Genomic DNA, 24,939 nt, shown 5'->3' with positions numbered 1-24,939 from the left:
GGTAGCCGACCGAATCGTCGAAGCGTACGCGCTCTCCCTGTAGGAGCAGGGCTTGCCCGCGAAGGTCGCCAACGATGACGCGGGAAACCAGGATAAACGCGGTGCTCTCACTGGTTTTAGGGCTGCTTCGCAGCCCAACGCGGGGCAAGCCCGCTCGCCACAGTAGTAAGTGGGCAACACAGAACAAACAGCGTATCCACGATGCGCAGCGAGTCGCTCTTGCTCTTCGGCGCCCCGTAAAACCACGCTGGCCGAACGCAGGCTTGAATCCGTGGGTAACCCGGCAGGACGCCGGGTTAGCCGCCCCGCGCCATGGATGGCGCGTGGCGGCGGCCCACGGATTCAAGCCGGAGTGAGGGCACACCGAGCCTAGGCGAGGTGCCGAGTGGTGGGGCGAGGACCTTTTGCTTACTTTTGGGTCCTTCCAAAAGTGAGCCGCTGTAAGAGCGGAACCATAAGCAGCCGTGACCGCAGCAACGGATATGTCCCCATACCAAAACTTCACGAAACCACCTCCCCAGCCACCACCCCGTCCACCCACCACCGCGCCACCCCCAAAACATTGGGCGCCTTGAGCAACGTAAAGTGATTCCCCCCGCCATACCAAACCTGCAACCCACTCCCCTGCCGTCGCCACCCCTCAACCATCAACCCTTGCTCCCGCTGATTCCCCGCCGCATCCAGCGCCGGATCCTCCGCCAACACCAACCGCACCACGCCCTTGAACCGCGCACCCGGCCGATACTCTGTTCGCAACGCCGCCGCATAAGTGCGCGCCGGCCCCTCCATCGCATCCACCGCAGAACGCCCCGGCAACAACCCGACACCAACCATGCCGGCGTGTAACCACCGCCGCTGCGCCCCCTCATCACTCGCGGCAAAATCCCCCGGATCAATCCCCAGCGACCTGCCGGCCGACAACTGCATCGCCTCGATCAACCGCAGCAATACCGCCGTCGTGGTGTACACCTTCGCGGCCCCACCAGGTGCCTCACTGTCGATCACCGTCAACGACGCCACCTCGCGCCCGGCCGCCTGCAACCGCAGCGCCATCTCCAGCGCGACCCAGCCCCCGAACGAATGCCCCACCAGATGCACCGGCCCGTGCGGACATTCCTGCTCCAAGGCCATCAAGTAACACGTCGCCGCCGCTTCCACCTGGCTATGGGGCACCGCCTCGCCGTCCAGCCCACGCGGCTGCAAGCCAAACAAAGGCCAGTCACGCCCGAGGGCCTCGCCCAAGCCAACGAACCCGGTGACACTGTCCCCTGCCCCCGGTACACAGAACACCGGCGCATACCCCGCCCGGCCACTCTGAATACGCAACGTGGGTTGATGCGGCGCCTGCACCACCGGCGAGCAGGCCCCCAGCGCCTCGTTCATCGCTCGCCCCAGCGCCTGGATATGCGGCGCCTGCATCATGCTCTGGTGGTCCCCCGGCACCTGTACCTGGCGCAATTGCCCCGGCGCCAATACCTCTTGCCAACCCAGCGACTCACTGCGCCGCGACAACTCGGTCGGGCGCTCACCCGCGCTGAACAGGTACACCGGAACCGGCAACGGGAACAGGCTGTAGTGCGCCAGCGCATGGCCGTGGCCGACTTCGCGCTGGATATAGTTCAAGAGGTCCGCGTCCGTCGCCGCCGCCATTTGCGCGTGCAGCACACCTTCATCGCGACAACGTTGCAGCAGGCGCGCAAAGTCCAGATGTCCAACGTCTGCCTCCAAGTGTTCAAGGCTCGCCAGTTCACTCACACCTCCCTGTGCCTTCCAATACGCCGTGCACTGCAACAGCAAATGCCGCTTGAGCGCGTCCGGCCCGCTCCAGCGCGCCTTGCCCTGGTCGGTCATGCGCGGCACGTAGCTGTCGATCAGGCCGAGGAACTCCACCGCCTCATCCAGCCCCAGCAGTTGCATCGCCACTTCATAGGCCAGCACGCCGCCAAACGACCAGCCGGCCAGCCGATAAGGTCCATGGGGTTGAAGGCCGCGAATCAAGCCGACCAACCGCGCCGCCAGGCCTTCCATGGTGTTCAGGTGCGGTTCGCCCAGGGCCACGCCCGGCAGGCCGTAGATCGGGTAGTCACCCGGCAAGTGCTGGCCCAGCGCCGGGAAGTACACGTCCATGCCACTGAACTCGTGCACCAGGAACAACGGCGCCTGCGTACCACTGCCACGCACCGTGATCACCGGAGTGTCGCGCACCGGCGCGGCGGTACGCTGGCGCAACAGCACAGCAACAGAGGCCACGCTGGCGTGCTGGAACAGCTCGGCCAGAGACAGATGCAACCCGGCGTCCTCCACCAGGGTGACCAACCGGATCGCCAGCAGGGAATGCCCACCCAATTCGAAGAAGCTGTCATGACGCCCGACCTGCTCCAGCTTCAGCACCTCGGCCCACAGCGTTGCCAGGGTCTGCTCCAGTGCATCCACCGGCGCTTCAAACTCGCGGCGGTGCAAAGCTTCCAGCGCGGGCACCGGCAAGGCTTTGCGGTCGATCTTGCCGTTGGCGGTCAATGGCAGGTGCTCCAGCGGCACGAAGGCCGACGGCAGCATGTAGTCTGGCAACTGGCCTTGCAGGTAGGCCCGCACGCTGTCGATGCCGAGGGGCGCGTCAGCCCAGGTGAAATACGCCACCAGGCGCTTGTCGCCCGGTGCGTCTTCACGGGCCAGCACCACCACGTCCTGGATACCCACGAAACCGGCCAGGCGCGCTTCGATCTCGCCCAACTCAATACGGAAACCACGGATCTTCACTTGGTCGTCATTGCGCCCGATGCATTCCAGCAAGCCCTCCGCCGTCCAGCGGCCGAGGTCGCCGGTGCGGTACATCAAGGCGCCTGGGATAAACGGGTCCTGCACGAACTTCTCGGCGGTCAATTCAGCACGGTTCAGATACCCCTTGGCCACACCGTCGCCGCCGATGCAGATTTCACCGGTCACGCCCACGGGCACCGGCTGCAACTGCGCGTCCAGCACATGCACCTGCGTGTTGGCGATCGGCCGGCCGATGGGCACGCTGTCGGCCGTTTCGGCCAGCGACCGCACCTCGTAGGTGGTGGCGTAGGTGGTGGTTTCGGTCGGCCCGTAGCAATGCACCAGGCGCAATGCCGGTGCCTGCGCCAACAGGCTGCGGAACGCCGCCGGGTCGGCCCGCTCGCCGCCGCACAGCAGGATGCGCAAGCCCGCCAGGGCCTGGGGAATCAATTGCACGTACTGGTTGAACAATGCGGTGGTGACAAACAGCACCGTCGCGTCCGCCAAGGCCACGCCGAAGGCGGCCGGGTCGAGCAAGGTGGCGTGGTCGATCACCTGCACCTGGCCGCCATTAAGTAACGCCCCCCACACGTCCATGGTGCTGGCGTCGAACGCCGGGTTGGAGGCGAAGGCGACGCGGTCACTGGCATTGAAGTCGGCGTAGCCGTTGTTCAGCACCAGGCGCGTGATGCCGCGATGGGGCACCAATACGCCTTTGGGAGTACCAGTGGAGCCGGAGGTGTACATGATGTACGCCACGCTCTCCGACGACTGCGACAGATCCGGGTTATGGCTCGGCTGCGGGTCGAGGGCCAGGGTGTCGAGGTCCAGGCGCTGCACGGGGTAATCGACGGCAACGTCGCTGCCGGTCAACAACCAGGCCGCGCCGCTGTCCTGCACCATGAACGCCTGGCGCTCGGCCGGGGCGTTGATATCCAGCGGCACGTAGGCGGCGGCGCACTTGAGCACGGCCAGCTGGCTGACCAGCAGGTCCAGCGAGCGCGGCAGCAGGATCGCCACGTGATCGCCGGGGCGCACCCCAAGGCCCAGCAAGTGATGGGCCAGCCGATTGGCGCGGCTGTTCAGCTCGCCATAACTGAGTGATTGCTCGCCATGCAGCGCCGCCATGGCTGCGGGACGCGCATGGGCCTGGGCTTCGAACAAACGGTGCACCGTATGCTCACGCGGGAATGCGCGGGTGGTGGCGTTCAGGTCGAGCAATTGCTGGCGTTCGGCGGCAGGCAGGATCGGCAGGTGGCCGATGGCCGTCGTACCGCCCTGTTCCAACGCCTGCACCACCTGCTCCACGGCGATGCGCAGGTAGTCGCACACGCGGCGGGCGCCCTGCCCCACGGCTTTGAAGGAGAAACCCGCGCCCAGGTCATCCACGCTCACCGACAGGCCATAGTTGCTGTGTTCCTCGGCCTTGAGCAACCGGATGCCCTGCCAGGCCTCGCTCGCCACCTGCGGCGCACTGTGGCGGTAGTTGAACAGCGTATCGAACAGCGGCGTGGCCACCGGCACGCCGCTGCAGCGCTGGGCCAAGGCCAACGGCGCCTGCTCGTGGCTGAGCAGTTGAGTGAGGCGTGCGTGGGTGGCACGTAACGCGTCGCGCACGCTGTGCCGACCCAGGTCGACCCGCAGCGGCAGCGTGTTGATGAACACGCCCATGGCCCGCTCGGCCCCCTCGCCGCCTTGCAGGCGACCCAGCATCACGCTGCCGAACACCACCTGCTCACGGCCCGAGACCTTGCCCAGCACGTGCGCCCAGGCCAGGTGCATCAGGCTGGCGGCGCTCACGCCGGATTGCCGGGCCTGGGTGCGCAGGCGTTGGCTCAGCTCCAGGTCAAGGGCGCAGTGAACCTGCTCATTGCCGCCGAGGTTTTCCAGGCGGGTCGGCTCGTCGATCTCGCCCAGCATCTCGCGGAAGAACGCCTCGTGATCGTCCACCCCCAAGCGGGTCTGGGCCACATAGTTGCGATACGGCACCGGCGCGCCCAGGCTGTGTTGGGTGCCCGACAAATACGCCTGCATTTCGTGCTGCAAAATCTCCAGGGCGATGTGGTCCATCACCAGGTGGTGGAACAGCAAGGTGGCACCGTCTTCACTCACCACCAGACGCATCAGCGGCGCCTGGGACAACTCGAGCCGCTCCGGCCCCGGCCCCTGTTCGACCCGCAGCGCGGCCTCGCGCCACACCACCTGCACCGGTTCTTCCAGGCCGTCCCAGTGGAACGACGAACGCAGGATGTCGTGACGCTGGATCACCGCCTGCAAGGCTAGGGCAAATGCCTCCAGTCGCTGGGCGCTGTCGAATGCAAACTGCGCCCGTAGCACATAGTCGTCACCGCCCTGCGCGGCGCGATGGTGATAGAGCATGCCGGCCTGCAACGGCGCCAGCGGGTAGATGTCCTGCACATTCGCCGCGCCGCCCGGGATGCAGGCGACGATACGCTCGATGGCCGGCTGGTCCAGCTGGATCAACGGCAACATGGCCGGGGTGATCGCGGTGCAATCGGCAGCAATGCCATTGACCGGCACCGCCACTTCACGCCCGCCGCCCAACGCAGCGGCTAACGCCGACAAGGTCGGCTGGCCGAACACTACCTTCACATCCGCCGACAATCCGAGGCGACGCATGCGCCCCATCAGGCTCACGGCGAGCAACGAGTGGCCACCCAGCTCGAAGAAGTTGTCGTGACGGCCCACGCGCTCCACGTTGAGCAACTCGGCCCACAGGCTGGCCAGGGCGATTTCCGTGTCGCCCTGGGGCGCTTCGTACTCGCGCACCACCACCGAGTCCAGGCCCGGCGCGGGCAGTGCCTTGCGGTCGAGCTTGCCGTTGGGGCTCAGGGGCAGCGTCTCCAGATGCACGAAGATCGCCGGCACCATGAACTCCGGCAGGTGCTGCAACAGGTGCGTGCGCAAGGCATCGATCTCGCTGAACGCCCCGGTGTAATAGGCAATCAGGCGATTGTCGCGTGCGATCACCGCAGCTTCTTTGACCTGCGGGTAGTCGGTGAGGCGCGCCTGGATTTCCCCCAGCTCGATGCGCAGGCCACGGATCTTCACCTGGTCATCGTTGCGCCCCAGGTACTCGATAGTGCCGTCCACCAGGTAGCGGCCTACGTCGCCAGTGCGATACAGGCGCCCATCGGTGAACGGGTCCTTGAGGAAGCGTTCGGCGGTCAGTTCCGGTCGGTTCAGGTAGCCGCGCGCTACTTGCACGCCGCCGATGAACAGCTCGCCGACCACGCCCAATGGCACGGGCTGCATCTGTGCATCGAGCACGTACATACGGGTGTTGGCGATGGGTTTGCCGATCGGCGTGTTGTCCGGCGTCACCGGCCCGGCGCAGTTCCAGGCGGTCACATCCACAGCGGCTTCGGTCGGGCCATACAGGTTATGCAATTGGCTGCCTGGCAATTGCTGCTTGAAGCGTCGCACCAGGCTGCCCGGCAGGGCTTCGCCGCTGCACATTACGCGCAACAGCCCGGCAGCCTGGCTCACATCGCCATGGGCCAGGAACACATCCAGCATCGACGGCACAAAGTGCAGCGTGCTGATCTGCTCGGCGGCAATCACCTCACATAGGTACGCCGGGTCTTTGTGACCGCCCGGGCGCGCCATCACCAGGCAGGCGCCGGTAAACAGCGGCCAGAAGAATTCCCACACCGACACGTCGAAACTGAACGGGGTCTTTTGCAGCACCCGGTCATGGGCTTGCAGGCCATAGGCATCCTGCATCCACAGCAGGCGGTTGACCACGCCAGGGTGGTCGTTGATCACGCCCTTGGGCTGGCCGGTGGAGCCGGAGGTGTAGATCACGTAGGCGCTGATGGCCGCCACGTGGGGGTTTTCGGTAGGTTGATGCTGCCAGGTCGGCTGGTCCAGATCGACCACCGGCACATCCCCCAGCAATGCCCGCGTCGCCCCCTGGGCCAGCACCGCCACCGGCGCGCTGTCGTCGAGCATGTAGGCAATGCGCTCCAGTGGATACGCCGGGTCCAGCGGCACATAGGCGGCGCCAGCCTTGAGGATCGCATACAGGCCGATGACCATGTCCAGGCCGCGCTCCACGCAGATCGCCACCCGTGAATCCGGCTGCACGCCCATTTGCAGCAGGTGGTGGGCCAACTGATTGGCTCGTGTATTCAGCTCGGCATAGGTCAACACACGGTCATCGGCCTTGACGGCGATGGCATCCGGCGTCCGTGCCACCTGCGCTTCGAACAGGCCATGCAAGGTCTGCTCAAGGTTGTAAGCCACTTCGGTGGCGTTGAAATCAAACAGCAGGTGCTGGCGCTCGCGCTCATCCACCAGCGGCACCTGTTCCAGCACGGCCTGGTCGTTGTCGACCATGGCCTGCAACACGCGGGTGAAGTAGCCGACGTAACGCTGCACCGTCGATGCGTCGAACAACGCCACCGCGTATTCCAGCGTACCGATGATGGTGCCCTGCACTTCCGACAAGTCCAGGGACAGGTCGAACTTGGCAAAGTGGCTGTCCTCGACAATGCCTTCCAAGGCCAGGTCGCCCAGGGCCAGGGTCGGTGCGCTGCTGTCCTGCCAGGTCAGCAGGGTCTGGAACAGCGGGCTGTGGGCCAGGCTGCGCGGTGGCCGGGTGATCTCCACCACTTGTTCGAACGGCAGGTCCTGATGGGCCTGGGCTTCCAGGGCCTGGGCCTTGACCCGCGCCAGCAGCGCTTCGGTACTCAGCTCGCCGGAGGTGTCGATGCGCACCGCCAGGGTGTTGACGAACAGGCCGATCAGCCCCTCCACCTCGCTGCGCGTGCGATTGGCTACCGGCGAGCCGATCACCACGTCATGCTGCCCGGACAGCCGTGCCAGCAGCGAAGCCCAGGCGCTCATCAAGGTCATGTACAGCGTGGTGCCGTGGCGTTGGCTCAAGGCCTTGAGCCCGGCAGTGAGGCGTTCGTCCAGGCGCACCGCGACGCTGCTGCCGGCGTAGTCCTGCTGCGCCGGGCGCGGGCGGTCGGTGGGCAGTGTGAGCAAGGCCGGTGCACCGGCCAGGGCCTGTTGCCAATAGGTGCTCTGGCGCTGCAGCACTTCGCCGCTGAGCCACAAACGCTGCCACACCGCGAAGTCGCCATACTGGATCGGCAACGCTGGCAAAGGGTCGGGCTGGCCGTGGCTGAAGGCCTGGTACAGCGCCATCAGCTCACGGGTGAGCACGCCCATGGACCAGCCATCGGAGACGATATGGTGCAGGGTCAGCAACAGCACATGGTGATCGCCGGCCATCACCACCAGGCGCCCGCGCAGCAGCGGGCCGCGCTCCAGGTCGAACGGCGCCGAGGCCTCGCCATGGATCAGCGCGTCCAGCGCCTGCTGCGGCTGCGGGTGGCGGCGCAGGTCCTGCACTTGCAGGGGCAACACGTCTTCGGCGGGCACGATCACCACCTGGGCCTCGTCGCCGTGCTGGGCAAAGCGGCTGCGCAGGGTTGCGTGGCGCGCGACGATGCGCGCCAGCGCCCGTTGCAGCGCTTGCACATGCAACTGCCCACGCAGGCGCAGGCCGATGGGAATGTTGTAGGCGGTGTTGGCGCCTTCCATCAGCGCCAGGAACCACAGGCGTTGCTGGGCGAAGGACAACGGCGTGGGCTCATCGCGACTGGCCGGGAGAATATCCGGCAAGGTGCTGCGACCGGACTGGGCCAGCACCTCGGCCACGGCTGCCAACTCAGCATTGGCAAACAAGTCGCCCAGCAGCAACTCCACACCCAGGCGCTGGCGGACCTGCGAGACCATGCGCATCGCCAGCAACGAGTGCCCACCCAGTTCGAAGAAATGATCGCGACGCCCCACGCGCTGCACCTGCAGCACATCGGCCCAGATCTGCGCCAGCACGTTCTCGATCTCGCCTTCCGGCGCCACGTACTCGCGGGTAAACAGCGCCGCCATGTCCGGCGCCGGCAAGGCCTTGCGGTCGAGCTTGCCATTGGCGGTCAGGGGCAACGCGTCCAGCTTCACGTAGGCGACCGGCACCATGTAGTCCGGCAGGTGCGCCACCAGATGGGCGCGGATGTCGCCCACCGCCAGCGGGTCGAGTTGGCGCTGTTCAGTGAAATACGCGATCAAGCGCTCGTCACGCACCAGCACCACCGCTTCCTGAATGCCCGCCAGGTGGTTGAGCTGGGTTTCGATTTCGCCCAGCTCGATACGCATGCCACGGATCTTCACCTGATCGTCATTGCGCCCCAGGTACTCGATGTTGCCGTCCGGCAGCCAGCGCGCCAGGTCGCCGGTGCGGTACATGCGCCCGGGGTTGAACGGGTCGTGCAGGAAACGCTCGGCGGTCAGCTCCGGGCGGTTCAGGTAACCACGCGCCACACCTTTGCCGCCCACGTACAACTCCCCCGTCACGCCCAGCGGCACCGGCCGCTGTTGCTCATCCAACAGGTACACGGTGGCATTGGCGATGGGTTTGCCGATGTGCAACGGCTGGCCCGCCTCGACCTTGCCGGAGGTGGCGACCACCGTGGCCTCGGTGGGGCCGTAGTTGTTGATCAGTTCAAAACGCTGGGCGCGGCCGAACTGGCGCAGGCGATCGCCACCGATCAGCAGCGTGCGCAGCGTCGGGTGTTCGAGCTGCTGGCTGAACGCGTACTCGGCCACCGGGGTGGGCAGGAAGCTCACATCCAACGGCTGCGCACACCACCAGGCCAGCAGTGCGTCGACATCCTCGGTGCCGTCATGGGCTGGTGGCAGGTGCAGGGTCGCGCCCACGCACAGCGCCGGCCAGACTTCCCAGGCCATCGCATCAAAGCCGAAGCCGGCGACGCTGGCGGTGTGGCGCCCGGCGCACAGGTCAAAGGCGCGGCAGTGCCAGTCCACCAGGTTGGTCACGGTGTGGTGCTCGACCATCACGCCCTTGGGCAGCCCGGTGGAGCCGGAGGTGTAGATCACATAAGCCAGGTTGGACGGGGTGACCGCCACCTTGGGATTGCTCGCCGAATGGTGCTGCCAGGTGTAGCGGTCGAGGTTGATCACCGGCACTTCGAGGGCCGGCAGGCGCTCCAACAGCGCCTGCTGGGTCAACACTGCCACCGGCGCGCTGTCGCTGAGCAGGTAGTTGAGGCGCTCGGCCGGGTGGGACGGGTCCACCGGCACATAGCAGGCGCCGGCCTTGAGGATCGCCAGCAGGCCGGCCAGGGTGTCGAGGCCGCGACGGGCAACGATGGCGACGCGGTCGTCGGGCCTCACGCCCAGCGCCAGCAGGTGATGGGCCAGCAGGTTGGCTTGCTGGTTGAGTTCGGCATATGTCAGCTGGCGGCCCTGATGCACGGCGGCAATGGCATCGGGGCTGAGCGCGGCCTGGGCTTCGATGCGCGCGTGCAGCGTATCGCCTTGGGGGAAATCCGCCTGGGTGGCATTGAAGTGCTGCAACAGCAAACGCTGTTCGTCGGCGGGCACCACCGCCACCTGATTCAGCGCGGTATGCGGCGCCTCTTCCAGGGCCGTCACCAGATGGTCGAGGGCGGTTTGCAGGTAGGCGCAGACACGCTGCGGATCGACCTGGGTAGTCGCCAACAGCCGCAGGACAAACCCTTCACCGAGGTCATCGACACTCAAGGTCAGCGGGTAGTTGGTACGTTCATCCGAACGCAGTGTCTCGATGCCCTGCCACGCCGCCACCGCTTCGCTGCTGGTGCCGGTGCCGCTGTGGCGATAATTGAGCAGCGCGCTGAACAACGGCGTCGGCGCCAGCACCCCACTGCAACGCTGCGCCAGGGCCAGCGGCGCGTGCTCGTGGCGCAGCAGGCCGGTAAGACGCGCATGGGTGGCCTTGACCGCACTGCGCAGGTCGTTGTCGCCCACGTCCACGCGAAACGGCAAGGTGTTGATGAAGATGCCCAAGGCACGGTCCGTGGCGTGCCCGCCCTGCATGCGCCCCATCAGCACAGTGCCGAACACCACCTGGGACTTGCCGGCCAGCACACTCAGCACCCGCGCCCAGCCCAGGTGGAACAGGCTGGCGACGCTGACCCCAAGCACGCGGGCCTGGGAGCGCAGGCGCTGGTTGAGTGTGTCTGTCAGCGGCCAGTCGAGCTCATTGATGCCCCGGCCATCGCCCTGCACATCCTGCAGGCCGAAGGGCAAGGTCGGCTCCAGCACATCGCCGAGCATCTGCTGGAAGAACGCTTCGTGCTGTTGCTCGCTGACCCCCAGGCGCGCCTGCGCCACGTAGCTGCGAAACGGCACGGCGTGCCCCAGTTGCCCGGCGTGGCCTTGCAGCAACGCCTGCATTTCATGGCGCACCACCTCCAGGGCGCTGTGGTCCAGGGCCATGTGATGGAACAGCAGCATGGCGACGATGCGCTGCTGCGCCGGGTCCTTGGCCCAGGCCAGGCGCAACAGCGGCGCCTGGGTCACGTCGAGGCGGTAATGGCGGGCGTCGAAACGCGCATGCAACTGGGCGGCGATATCGCCGTCGGCCGGGTCCAGCTCCAGCGCCTGCACCGGCAGCGTTGCCGTGCGCCACACCACTTGCGAGGGTTGCTGCAAGCCGTCCCAGACCACGCCGGTACGCAGGATGTCATGCCGGTCGATCACCCCTTGCAGGGCCTGGGCAAACGCCTCGAAACGCTCGATAGAGTCGAAGGCGAACTGCGACTGCATCACATAGGGGTCGCCCTGCTCGGTGCTGACGTGGTGGAACAGAATGCCTTCCTGCAGCGGCGCCAATGGGTAGATGTCCTGGATATTCGCCACCCCGCCGTCGACGGTGGCGACGATACGGTCGATCTCGTCCTGGCTCAGGTCGGACAGGGTCAACATGGCCGGGGTGATGTGTGCGGCGCCAGCCGGGATGCCATTGGCCGGCACCTCGTTGGCCGCCGAGTAGTCACCGGCCTTGATCAGTTCGATCAGCGCCGGTTTATGTTCGCGCAAGGCGGCGAGGATCAACGGGTCGCTCAGCGCTTGCTTGTTGCCTTGCACCGACAATTGCTCGCCCTTGAGCGCGAGTTGCACATCCTTGGTTTTCAGCGTCGCCAGCAGTTCGAGAATGCTCACAGGACGATCTCCATTCGTTCAGTCATTGCGGCGTAGCCGGCCAGGGTCGGCTGTTCGAACAACCCACGCACATCGGCTTCCATGCCTTCCTGGCGCAAGCGCCCGATCAAGCTCACGGCGAGCAGCGAATGCCCGCCCAGTTCAAAGAAATTGTCCTGGCGCCCTACCCGTTCGACGTTGAGCAGTTCGGCCCAGAGTTGCGCCAGAAGGATTTCGGTGTCGCCCAGCGGGGCTTCGTAGTCGCGCAGGGTCAAGGCATCGGCGTCTGGCGCCGGCAGTGCCTTGCGGTCCAGCTTGCCGTTGGGGCTCAACGGCAACGCGTCCAGGTGCACGAACAGCGCAGGCACCATGAACTCCGGCAGGTGCTGCAACAGATGTTCACGCAGATCGGCTGAGCGCGTGCCGGTGTAGTAGGCGACGAGCCGCTCTTCACGGGCCACCACCGCGGCTTCGCTGACCTGGGGATGTTCCAGCAGGCGCGCCTGGATTTCCCCCAGCTCGATGCGCAGGCCACGGATCTTCACCTGATCATCGTTGCGCCCGAGGTATTCGATGTTTCCGTCGGCCAGGTACCGCCCCAGGTCCCCGGTGCGATACAGGCGGCCATCGGTGAACGGGTCCTTGAGGAAGCGTTCGGCGGTCAGTTCCGGGCGGTTCAGGTAACCGCGCGCCACCTGCACGCCGCCGATAAACAGCTCGCCGACCACGCCCAATGGCACGGGCTGCATCTGTGCGTCGAGCACGTACATACGGGTGTTGGCGATCGGTTTGCCGATCGGCGTGTTGTCCGGCGTCACCGGCCCGGCGCAGTTCCATGTGGTCACATCGACAGCGGCTTCGGTCGGGCCATACAGGTTATGCAATTGGCTGCCTGGCAATTGCTGCTTGAAGCGCCGCACCAGGCTGCCGGGCAAAGCCTCGCCGCTGCACATCACGCGCACCAGGCCGGCGGCCTGGCTTACATCGCCATGGGCCAGGAACACGTCGAGCATCGACGGCACGAAGTGCAGCGTGGTGATCTGTTCGCTGGCAATCACCTCGCACAGGTACGCCGGGTCTTTGTGCCCGCCCGGGCGCGCCATCACCAGACAGGCGCCAGTAAACAGCGGCCAGAAGAATTCCCATACCGACACGTCGAAGCTGAACGGGGTCTTTTGCAGCACCCGGTCATGGGCTTGCAGGCCATAGGCATCCTGCATCCACAGCAGGCGATTGACCACGCCGGGGTGGTCGTTGATCACACCCTTAGGCTGCCCGGTGGAACCGGAGGTGTAGATCACGTAGGCGCTGGCGGCAGGCACTTGCGGGTTGTCGACAGGTTGCTGCTGCCAGGTCGGCTGGTCCAGATCAACCACCGACACGCCCCCCAGCAATGCCCGCGTCGCGCCCTGGGCCAGCACCGCTACCGGCGCGCTGTCTTCGAGCATGTAGGCGATGCGCTCCAGCGGATACGCCGGGTCCAGCGGCACATAGGCGGCGCCGGCCTTGAGGATCGCGTACAGGCCGATGACCATGTCCAGGCCGCGTTCCACGCAGATCGCCACCCGCGAATCCGGCTGCACACCCAATTCCAGCAGGTGGTGGGCCAGTTGATTGGCCCGCGCATTCAGCTCGGCATAGGTCAATACCGCGTCATCGGCTTTGACGGCGATGGCATCCGGCGTCCGCGTCACCTGCGCTTCGAACAGGCCGTGCAGGGTCTGCTCCAGGTCGTAAGCCACTTCGGTGGCATTGAAACCAGCCAGCAGTTGCTGACGCTCCTGGGCCTCCAGCACCGGCAGGCGGTTGACCGCCCACTGCGGTGCCTGCTCCAGCGCGTCGACCAAGCCCTGCAAGGTCACCTGCAGGTAACCGCAGATGCGTTGCGCGCCAATCGACTTCGCGGTCATCGCGGTGAGGCGGAAACCGTCGCCCTGATCGTCCACGTTCAACGTCAACGGGTAGTTGGTACGTTCCTCACTGGCCAGGGTCTGGATGCCTTCCCAGGCCTGGGACACCGGCGCATGCCGGCTGTCGCTGTGGCGGTAGTTGAGCATCGCGCTGAACAACGGCTGCGGCGCGGCAACCCCGCTGCAGCGTTGGGCCAGGGCCAGGGACGCGTGTTCATGGCCGAGCAGCGCGGTCAGTTGTGCATGGGTCTGCTTGACCGCAGCGCGTACGCCGCGCCCATCGATGTCCACGCGCAACGGCAAGGTATTGATGAACATGCCCAGCGCACGGTCACTGCCTTGGCCGCCTTGCATGCGGCCCAGCAGCACGGTGCCGAACACCACGTGCTCCTGGCCGGACGTGCTGGCCAGTACCCGCGCCCAGGCCAGGTGGAACAGGCTCGCGGCACTTACCCCCTGCAAGCGGGCCTGGGTGCGCAGGCGCTGGTTGAGCGACGGGTCCAGGTTCAGTTGCAGCTCTTCAATGGCGTTGCCGTCGCCGCGCACATCCTGCAAGCCAAACGGCAACGTCGGTTCGCTGATATCACCGAGCATCCCGCGGAAGAACTGCTCATGCTCCGCTTCGCTGACACCCAGGCGGGCCTGGGCCACGTAGTTGCGGTACGGCGTGGCCGCACCGCTCGGCTGCGGCAGGCCGAGCAGGCTGGCCTGCATCTCGTGGCGTACGCCGTCGAGCGCCGTGTGGTCGAGGGCAATGTGGTGGAACAACAGGATCGCGACCACCCGCTGATGCGCCGGGTCCGGCGCATACACCAGGCGCACCAGCGGCGCCTGGTTCATCGGCACACGGTACTGACGCGGGTCGAAGCGCTGGTGCAGGTGCTCAAGCACATCGGCCTGCACCGTCAACTCGGCCTTGCGCCACACCACTTGCAGCGGTTGCGCCAGGCCCTCCCAGACCACGGCGGTGCGCAGGATATCGTGACGGTCGATCACCTGCTGCAACGCCTGGGCGAAGGCATGCAGGCGCTCGAGGCTGTCGAACGCCAGGTGCGATTGCAGCAGGTACGGGTCGCCCTGCCCGGCCGTGATGTGGTGGTAGAGAATACCTTCCTGCAACGGCGCCAGCGGGTAGATGTCCTGCACGTTGGCGGCGCCGCCGGGCACCTGGGCGACCACGTGATCAATCGTCGCCTGGTCGAGTTGCACCAATGTCAGCAGGTCCGGGGTGATGCGCCGGCAATCGGCAGCAATGCGATTGGCCGGCACCTGCACTTCGCGGCCACTGCCTACGGCGGCGGCCAGGGCGGCCAGGGTCGGCTGGCTGAACAGCACGCGCACATCGGCACTCAGGCCGACCTGGCGCATGCGCTCGATCAGACTGACGGCCAGCAACGAATGGCCGCCGAGCTCGAAGAAGTGGTCATGGCGCCCCACCCGTTCAACCTGCAGCACTTCGGACCAGAGGCGCGCCAGGGTGGTTTCCACATCGCCCTGGGGGGCTTCGTATTCGCGGGTCAGCAGCGCCGCTTGATCCGGCTCCGGCAGGGCCTTGCGGTCCAGCTTGCCGTTGGCGGTCAGGGGCAATGCCTGCACCTGAATATAGGCGACCGGCACCAGCGCCTCGGGTAATCGGGCTTGCAAGTGGGCACGCAGGGCCTCGATGTCCAGTGGTTGCTGTGCGGTGAACCAGGCAATCAGGCGGCCTTCGCGCACCAGCACCACCGCTTCGCCGACGCCTTCCACGGCCGCCAGGCAGTTTTCGATCTCCCCCAGCTCAACCCGCACGCCGCGCACTTTGACCTGGTCATCATTGCGCCCCAGGTACTCGATAGTGCCATCGGGCAACCAGCGCGCCAGGTCGCCGGTGCGGTACATGCGCCCGGCGTTGAACGGGTCTTGCAGGAAGCGTTCGGCGGTCAGGTCCGGGCGGTTCAGGTAACCGCGAGCCACGCCGCTGCCGCCCACGTACAACTCGCCCGCCACGCCCACCGGCACCGCACGCAAGTGCGCGTCCAGCAGGTAGATACGGCCGTTGGCGACGGGCCGCCCGATATGCAGCACCTGCCCGGCGCGTACACGGCCGGAGGTGGCGACCACCGTGGCTTCGGTGGGGCCGTAGTTGTTGATCACCGCAAAGCGCCGCTCCTGGGTGAACTGGCGCAGGCGATCACCGCCGATCAGCAGGATGCGCAAGGTCGGGTGTTGCAACTGCTGGCTGAACGCGTACTCGGCCACCGGCGTCGGCAGGAAGCTGACGTCCAGCGGTTGCGCCAGCCACCAGGCCAGCAGTTCGTCGATATTTTCATTGCCCAGATCGGCCGGCGGCAGGTGCAAGGTCGCGCCCACGCACAGCGCCGGCCATACCTCCCAGGCCATGGCATCAAAACCGAAACCGGCCACGCTGCTGGTGTGGCTTGTCGCATCCAGGCCAAAGGCTTCGCAGTGCCAGTGCACCAGGTTTTCCACGCTGCGGTGTTCCACCATCACGCCCTTGGGCTGGCCGGTGGAGCCGGAGGTGTAGATCACGTAGGCCAGGTGCGCTGGGGTCAAGGTGTTGAGCTGTGGGTTGCTGACGGGATACTGCTGCAAGCCTGGGTCGTGCAGGTCCACCGTAGCGATGCTGCCCAACAGGTCGCGGGTAGTGGCTTCGGCCAGCACCGCCACCGGCGCGCTGTCCTGGAGCAAATAGGCGATGCGCTCGGCGGGATACGCCGGGTCGATGGGCACGTAACCGGCACCGGCCTTGAGGATACCCAGCAAACCCACCAGCATCTGCGGGCCGCGCCGGCAGCACAGCGCGACGCGGTCGTCGGGCTGTACACCGAGTGCCAACAAATGATGGGCCAGTTGGTTGGCGCGCCGGTTGAGCTGTTCGTAGGTCAACGCCTCACCGTCCTGCACCACCGCGACGGCCTGGGGTTGGCGTTCGGCCTGCACCTCGAAGGCACCATGAACGGTTTGCCCCTGCGGGAACTCCTCGGCGGTGGCGTTGAAATCGCGCAGCAGGGTTTCGCGCTCCGCCGCCGGCAGGATCGGCAGTTGGTTGAGCACGGTCGTCGGCGCGTTTTCCAGGCAGGCCACCAATTGTTCTACGGCGTTATGCATATAGGCGCACAAGCGCTGGGCGCCGATCTGCGGCAGCGCCAGTACCGTGAGGCCAAAGCCTTCGCCCAGGTCATCCACGCTTAGGGTCAGCGGGTAGTTGCTGCGCTCTTCGCCGCCGAGCAGTTGCACGCCTTCCCAGATGCCGTGGCCGTCGCGGGCCATTTCACCGGGGCTGCTGTGACGGTAGTTGAGCAAGGCGCTGAACAGCGGCGATGCACTTGCCACCCCGCTGCAACGCTGGGCCAGCGCCAGGGACGCATGTTCATGGCCGAGCAAGGCGCTCAAGCGCCCGTGGGTAGCCTTGACCGCAGCGGCGGCAGTGGCTGCCACGTCCACGCGCAGGGGCAAGGTGTTGATGAACATGCCCAGCGCACGGTCCGCCCCGTCACCGGCCTGCATGCGCCCCATCAACACGGTGCCGAACACCACGTCGTCACGCCCGCACACCAGTCCCAGCACCTGCGCCCAGGCCAGGTGCATCAGGCTCGCGGCGCTGACGCCCAGTTGCCGCGCCTGCTCGCGTACCCGTTGGGCCAGCGCGGCATCCACGGCCTGTTCGGCTTCCTCGATATCGCGCCCATCGCCCTGCACGTTCTGCACGCCGAACGGCAAGGTCGGCTCATCCACATCGGCGAGCATGTCGCGGAAGAACGCCTCGTGCTCCTCGACACTGACACCCAGACGCGCCTGGGCCACGTAGTTGCGAAACGGCGCCGCCTCGGGCAGGTCCTGGGCCTGGTTGAACATGAACGCGCGCATTTCCTGGCCCACCACCTCCATGGCGGTGTGATCCAGCGCCAGGTGATGGAACAGCAGGATCGCCGCCACCCGGTTGTGCGCCGGATCGTGGGCGTAGACCATGCGCAGCAACGGTGCCTGGGTGATATCCAGGCGGTAGTGACGGGCATCGAAGCGTGCGTGCAACTGCTCGATGATGGCGCCGTCGGCCGGGTCCAGGTCGACCGCTTGCACGCTCAGCTGTGCCTTGCGCCACACCACTTGCACCGGGCTGTCCAGGCCTTCCCAGACCACGCCGGTGCGCAGGATATCGTGACGGGCCACCACCTGTTGCAGGGCCTGCATGAAGCCGTGCAAACGTTCGAGGCTGTCGAAGGCCATGCGCGATTGCAGCAGGTACGGGTCGCCCTGCTCGGCGCTGATGTGGTGGTAGAGAATGCCTTCCTGCAACGGCGCCAGCGGGTAGATGTCCTGCACATTCGCCGCACCGCCCGGTACGTTCGCGACGATACGGTCAATGGCCGAGGGGTCGAGTTGCACCAGCGTCAGCATCGCCGGCGTGATCCGGGTGCAACCCTGTGGAATGCCATTGGCCGGCACCACGATTTCCCGGCCACTGCCCACGGCAGCGGCCAGCGCCGCCAGGCTTGGCTGGCTGAACAACACGCGCACGTCACAGCTCAGGCCGACCTGGCGCATGCGTTCGATCAGGCTGACCGCCAGCAGCGAATGCCCGCCCAGTTCGAAGAAATGATCATGACGGCCGACCCGCTCCAGCTTGAGCACGTCCTGCCAGATCTGCGCCAACTGGGTTTCCACTTCGCCTTCCGGCGCCTCGAAACCACGGCTGAGCAACGCGCTCTGGTCCGGCACCGGCAGGCCCTTGCGGTCGAGCTTGCCGTTGGCAGTCAGCGGCAACAGCTCCAGCCACACATAGGCCGAGGGCACCATGTAGTCCGGCAACCGGCCTTGCAGGTGCGCGCGCAGGGCCTCGATCTCCAGCGCCGCACCGGCCGTGTAGTAGGCCACCAGGCGTTTGTCGCCGGGCTGGTCTTCGCGGGCCAGCACCACCACGTCCTTCACGCCGGGGAAACTGGCCAGGCAGGTTTCGATTTCGCCGGGTTCGATACGGAAACCACGGATCTTCACCTGCAGGTCATTGCGCCCCTGGTACAGCAAGGTGCCGTCGGCCTGCCAGCAGGCCAGGTCACCGGTGCGGTACAGCAGGCCTTCGCCGAAGGGGTTCGGGATGAATTTCTCGGCGGTGAGCTGCGGTTGGTTCAAATACCCCGTGGCCACGCCCGCACCGCCGATGTACAGCTCGCCAACCACACCCAACGGCAGCGGTTGCTGACGCGGGTCCAGCACATAGGCCTGGGCATTGGCGATCGGCCGCCCGATGGGGATGCCGCCCTCGCCGACCCGGGTGATTTCATGGGTGGTGGAAAACGTGGTGGCTTCGGTGGGCCCGTAGCCATTGAGCAGGTGCTGGGGCTTGCCGTGCCTGAGCACGCGGCCGATCACCTGTGGGTCGAGGACATCACCACCGACGATCAGGTAGCGCAACTGCGCGAACACCGGCAGCAGCGCGTCGGCGTACTGGTGGAACAGCCCGGCGGTCATCCACAGCACGCTGACGGCTTGCTCGTGCAACAAAGCAGCGAACGCGGCCTGGGACAACAGCACCGCGTGCTCGACCACCACCACGCAGCCGCCATTGAGCAGGGGCGCCCACACCTCGAGGGTGCTGGCGTCGAACGCCGGGTTGGAGGCGAAGGCCACGCGGTCGCGCGCATTGAAGTCGGCATAACCGTTATTCAGCACCAGGCGCGAGATGGCGCGGTGCGGCACTTGCACGCCTTTCGGCGCGCCGGTGGAGCCGGAGGTGTAGAGGATGTAGGCGACGCTTTCGGCAGCCTGCGGCAACTCAGGGTTGCGCGGCGACAGCGCGTCCAGGTTCAGGTCGGCCAGGGTCGTGAGCACCCGGTGCGCGCCGCTGTCCTGCACGATGAATGCCTGGCGTTCGACCGGCGCGTTGATGTCCAGTGGCACATACACCGCGCCGCACTTGAGGATCGCCAGCTGGCAGATCAGCAGGTCGAGCGAACGCGGCAGTGCAATCGCCACGCTTTCGCCGGGTTGCACACCCTGGTTGAGCAAGTGATGGGCCAGGCGATTGGCGCGGCGGTTGAGGTCGCGGTAACTCAGGGACAATGCGCCCTGCACTGCCGCGACCGCTTCCGGCCGAGCCAGCGCCTGGGCTTCGAAAAGCTGATGCACGGTGAGGTGCGACGGGTACTCGCGGGCAGTGGCGTTGAAATCCACCAGTACCTGGTGACGCTCGGCGGCCGGCAGGACCGACACCGCCTGCAACGGCGTGGTCGGCGCCTGCTGCAACGCCGTCACCAGATGGCGCAGCGCGGTGAGCATGTAGTCCCCCACGCGCTGTACATCCAGGCTCGCCACGCCTTGTACCGTCAGGGCAAAGCCTGTGCCCAGGTCATCGACGTTGAGCACCAGCGGGTAGTTGCTGCGTTCCTCGGAACTGAGGATCTGAATGCCGGAGGCCGCGAACGGGTTGTCTCCCGGCGCCTCCCCCGGTGCGCTGTGGCGATAGTTGAGCAAGGTGCTGAACAGCGGCAGCGAACCCGGCACGCCACTGCAGCGCTGGGCCAGGGCCAACGACGCATGTTCATGCCCGAGCAACTGCGCCAGGCGCGCATGGGTGGCGCGCACGCCGGCTTGCACACCCACGGCACCGAGGCTGACCCGCAGCGGCAAGGTGTTGATGAACATCCCCAACGCCCGATCGGCGCCTTCGCCGCCTTGCATGCGCCCCAGCAATACCGTACCGAACACCACCGACTGCTGCCCCGACACCTGCCCCAGTACCTGCGCCCAGGCCAGGTGCACCAGGCTCGCGCTGCTCACGCCCAGTTGTCGCGCCTGTTCGCGCAGGCCCAGGCTCAGTGCCGGCTCCAAGGGCAAATGGGCCTCGATGATGCCACTGCCATCGCCATTCACGTCCTGCAGGCCGAAGGCCAGGGTCGGCTCGTCGATGTCGCCAAGCATCTCGCTGAAGAACGCTTCGTGCTGCGCCTGGCTGACCCCAAGCCGCGCCTGGGCCACGTAGTTGCGGTACTGCACGGCGGCGGGCAGTTGCGCGCTGGTGCCGCCCAGGCTGGCGCTCATTTCTTCGACCAGCACTTGCAGCGCGGTGTGGTCGAGCAGGATATGGTGCAACAGCAGGATGCCGACAAAGCGGCCCTGCTCTTCGGCGTAGACAAAGCGCATCAGCGACGCACGGCTCAAGTCCAGTCGGAAGTGACGCGGGTCGAAGCGTTGCTGCAACTGCGCCAGCGGTTCGTCGATGCGCTCGACGGCCAGCGCTGCCTGGCGCAATACCACCTGCACCGGCTCGTTGAGGCCTTCCCAGAGGATCGCGGTGCGCAGGATGTCATTGCGCTCGATCACGCTGTGCAGCGCCTGGACAAACGCGTCCACCGCCGTCTGGTCGTCGAAGCTGAACTGCACCTGCAACACGTAGGGATCGCCCTCGGTGGTTGCCAGGTGGTGATACAGGATACCGGCCTGCAACGGCGCCAGGCCGTAGATGTCCTGCACATTGCTGACGCCGCCGGGCACGCTTTGGATAACGTGGTCGAGGCCGGCCTGGTCCAGTTCGACCAAAGGCAGCATGTCCGGGGTGATGTGCTGGGTGGCGGCGGTAATCCGGTTGGCCGGCACCTGCACCTCGTGCTGCCCACCGACCGCAGCGGCCAGTGCCGCCAGCGTCGGCTGGCCGAACAGCACGCGCACATCGGCGCTGAGATCGACCTGGCGCATACGCTCGATCAGCTTGACCGCCAACAGGGAGTGGCCGCCGAGTTCGAAGAAGTTGTCGTCACGCCCCACCCGGTCAAGCGTGAGCAGGTCTTGCCAGATCGCCGCGATGGCCGTTTCCACCGCGCCTTGGGGCGCCTGGTAACCGCGGCGCGCCAGGGCATCGGTATCGGGTGCAGGCAGGGCCTTGCGGTCGAGCTTACCGTTGGTGGTGAGCGGGAATTTATCCAGCAGCACAAAGGCGCTGGGCACCATGTAGTCGGCCAGGCTCAGCAACAGATGGTCGCGCAGGTCGGCAGCACGCAATTCGCCGTCGGCAATCACGTAGGCCACCAGGCGCTTGTCACCCGGTTGGTCTTCACGGGCGATGACAACCGCGTCACGCACGCCCTCGGCGCTGGCCAGGTGCGCTTCGATCTCGCCCAGTTCGATACGGAAACCACGGATCTTCACCTGGTCATCGTTGCGGCCCAGGTATTCGACACTGCCGTCGGCCAGCAGGCGGCCAAGGTCGCCGGTCTTGTACAGGCGCTGGCCGCTGGCCGGGTCGACCAGGAAGCGCTCGGCGGTCAGCGCCTCACGGTTGAGGTAACCCCGCGCCACCCCGGCGCCGCCCACGTACAACTCGCCGACGACACCCAGCGGCAACGGCTCGCGGCGTGCATCGAGCACATACAACTGCAAGTCGGGAATGCGCACGCCAATCGGGCTCACGCCGACCAACTGCGCATCCGCCGCTTCCAGGGCGCGATAGGTCACGTGCACGGTGGTTTCGGTGATGCCGTACATGTTCACCAGTTGCGTGCCGGCGTTGATCGCCCGGGCGTACCACGGCTTGAGCAGGCCCGGTTCCAGCGCCTCGCCGCCGAAGATCACCTGGCGCAGGGAGTGGGAATGGGGGTTCTGGCCTTGCGCAGCGATCAATTGGCGGAAGGCGCTGGGCGTCTGGTTGAGGATGCTCACACCGGCTTCGCAGAGCAGTGCGTAGCACTCGTCCGGCGAGCGGCTGACCAGTTGCGGCACGATCAGCAACTGGCCGCCGTGCATCAGCGCACCCCAGATTTCCCATACCGAGAAGTCGAAGGCAAAGGAATGGAACAACGCCCAGACGTCGTTGCGGTTGAAGCCGAACCAGTGTTCGGTGGCGGTGAACAAGCGCACAACCTGGCGGTGTTCGATCATCACGCCCTTGGGCTGGCCGGTGGAGCCGGAGGTGTAGATCACGTAGGCCAGGTGGGCCGGGCTGAGGTCAACGCGTGGGTTGACGATGGATTCACCGCGCAAGCCATTGAGGTCGATCTGCGGCAGGTCGCCGACCAAGTGACAGGTATTGGCTTGCACCAATACCGCCAAGGGTGCGCTGTCGGCCAGGGTGTAGGCGATGCGTTCCAGCGGGTAGGCCGGGTCGATCGGCACATAGCCTGCGCCGGCCTTGAGGATGCCCAGCAGGCCAATGATCATCTCCGGGCCGCGCTCTACGCAGATCGCCACGCGGTCATCCGCGCGAACGCCCTGGGCCAGCAGGCGATGGGCGACCTGGTTGGCACGTTCGTTGAGTTGGCGGTAAGTAACGCGCTGGTTGTCGAAACGCAGGGCAATGGCGTCAGGCTGGGCGGCGGCGTGGGCTTCGACTTGATGGTGGATCAGTGCGGTATCGGCGTAATGCGTGGGGCTGTGGTTGAGGCCGTGCAGCAGGGTGTGGCGTTCGGCGTCGGGCAGGATGTTCAGGCCGCTGAGCGGCATATCCGGTCGCTGCTCAAGGGCGTCGGCCAGGCTGTCCAGGGCGGTATGCAGGTAGGCGGCGACCCGTTCGGCGCCAATGGCGGCATCGACCATCACCGTCAGCGCAAAATCCTCGCCCAGGTCATCGACGTTGACCGTCAGCGGGTAGTTGGTGCGTTCCTCGGCACTGAGCACGCGGATGCCTTCGGCCACCTCGATCACCTCGGCCATGTCCGTGGCGGCGCTGTGGCGGTAGTTGAGCATGGCGCTGAACAACGGCGTCGGCGCCGCCACGCCACTGCAGCGCTGGGCCAGCGCGAGGGAGGCGTGCTCGTGGTTGAGCAATGCCGTGAGGCGCTCATGGGTGGCCTTGACCCCGGCCCGCACGCCCTGCTCGCCCACATCCACGCGCAGGGGCAAAGTGTTGATGAACATGCCCAGGGCTCGCTCCCCGCCCGCGCCCGCGCCCATGCGCCCGAGCATCACGGTGCCGAACACCACCGCGTCACGCCCGGCGACCACGCCCAATACGCGGGCCAGCGCCAGGTGCATCATGCTGGCCACGCTCACGCCCAGCGGGCGGGCCAGGGTGCGCAGGCGGCGGCTCAGTACGCTGTCGACGGGGACGCGCGCCTCGTCGATGCCCAGGCCATCGCCCTGCACATCCTGCAAGCCGAACGGCAAAGTCGGCCCGTCGATATCCGCCAGCATCTCGCGGAAAAACGCCTCATGGGCCTGCTCGCTGACACCATGGCGCACCTGGGCAATATAACTGCGGAACGGCACCGGCTCACCGGCCTGGGCCTGTTCGCCGGCCAGGTACAGCTGGATCTCGTGGCGCACCACGTCAAGGGCGGTGTGGTCGAGGATGGTGTGATGAAACAGCAACGTTGCCGCCACGCGCCCGTCCGCTGGATCTGCGGTATACACCAGGCGCAGCAGCGGTGCCTGGCCCAGGTCCATGCGATCGGTGCGCGCATCGAAGCCCACGGCCTCGCACGACAGGGTCGCCTTGCGCCACACCACTTGCAGCGGCTCGTCGAGACGCTGCCAGACCATCGAGGTGCGCAGGATGTCATGGCGATCGATCACCCACTGCAAGGCTTCGGCAAACGCCTGCAAACGTGCGCGACTGTCGAACTCGAACTGCGCGTGCAGTACGTAGGGATCGCCCTGCTCCGCCGACAGATGGTGGTAAAGCATGCCCTCCTGCAGCGGCGCCAGCGGGTAGATGTCCTGCACATTCGCCGCGCCACCGGGGATGGCGGCGACGATACGGTCGATGGCCGCCTGGTCGAGGCTGACCAGCGGCAGCATGTCCGGTGTGATGCGGTAGGCCGGGCTCAGCCAGTCACCGCCATGTTCAGCGACCAGTTCCAACAGGCGCGGCTTGTGCACGATCAATTGATCCCACAGCGCATCGTCCAGCGCCTCGTCGTCACCCAGGATGACCAGGTCGCCTTCTTCCCGTTGCAGACGGATCGCATGGGTGGAAATCGCTGCCAATAATTCGCTGAACTGCATGGGGGTAACCTGCCTGATAAGTCACGGTTGAGAAGAAAGTCCGTTTTCAGCTGCCGCTTGGATCGGGTCTGCTGGGCGCACCGCCGTCAAAAAAAGCGGGCGCAGCCGGGGGCCTGGAGAGGCTTCCGGCAGGCTTGGAAAATTAAGGGATTTGGCGGGCGGGGGGTGACATGGGAAGCGGGGACAAGGCGGGACGGGGTTGGTTCAATCCAGGTGGGTGGAGTGTATTCCAGTGGTGAGCAGGCTTGCCCTGCGTTGGGGCGCGAAGCGGCCCTAATCCGGCCACCTCGTTTTACCTGAAAGAACACAGCGGCCTTGA

General features: G+C 66.2%; 2 protein-coding genes. Both read right to left on the bottom strand.

Annotation, left to right across the window (positions count from 1 at the left end; all coding sequences use genetic code 11):
• Positions 1-501: 501 nt before the first annotated feature.
• Positions 502-11,796 (bottom strand): non-ribosomal peptide synthetase, encoded by an 11,295-nt coding sequence (locus BLR69_RS03255; protein ID WP_071495274.1) that lies wholly within the window; start codon positions 11,794-11,796, stop codon positions 502-504.
• Entirely contained in the window at positions 11,793-24,620 is a 12,828-nt protein-coding gene (locus BLR69_RS03250) for a non-ribosomal peptide synthetase (RefSeq protein WP_071495275.1), read from the bottom strand. The genes BLR69_RS03255 and BLR69_RS03250 overlap by 4 nt, the downstream gene beginning before the upstream one ends.
• Between the last annotated feature and the right edge of the window lie 319 nt (positions 24,621-24,939).

This window comes from Pseudomonas azotoformans, assembly GCF_900103345.1.
Classification (GTDB): domain Bacteria; phylum Pseudomonadota; class Gammaproteobacteria; order Pseudomonadales; family Pseudomonadaceae; genus Aquipseudomonas; species Aquipseudomonas azotoformans.
The sequence above is the reverse complement of the archived record's forward strand: the minus strand, read 5'-3'. Positions and strand labels throughout refer to the sequence as shown.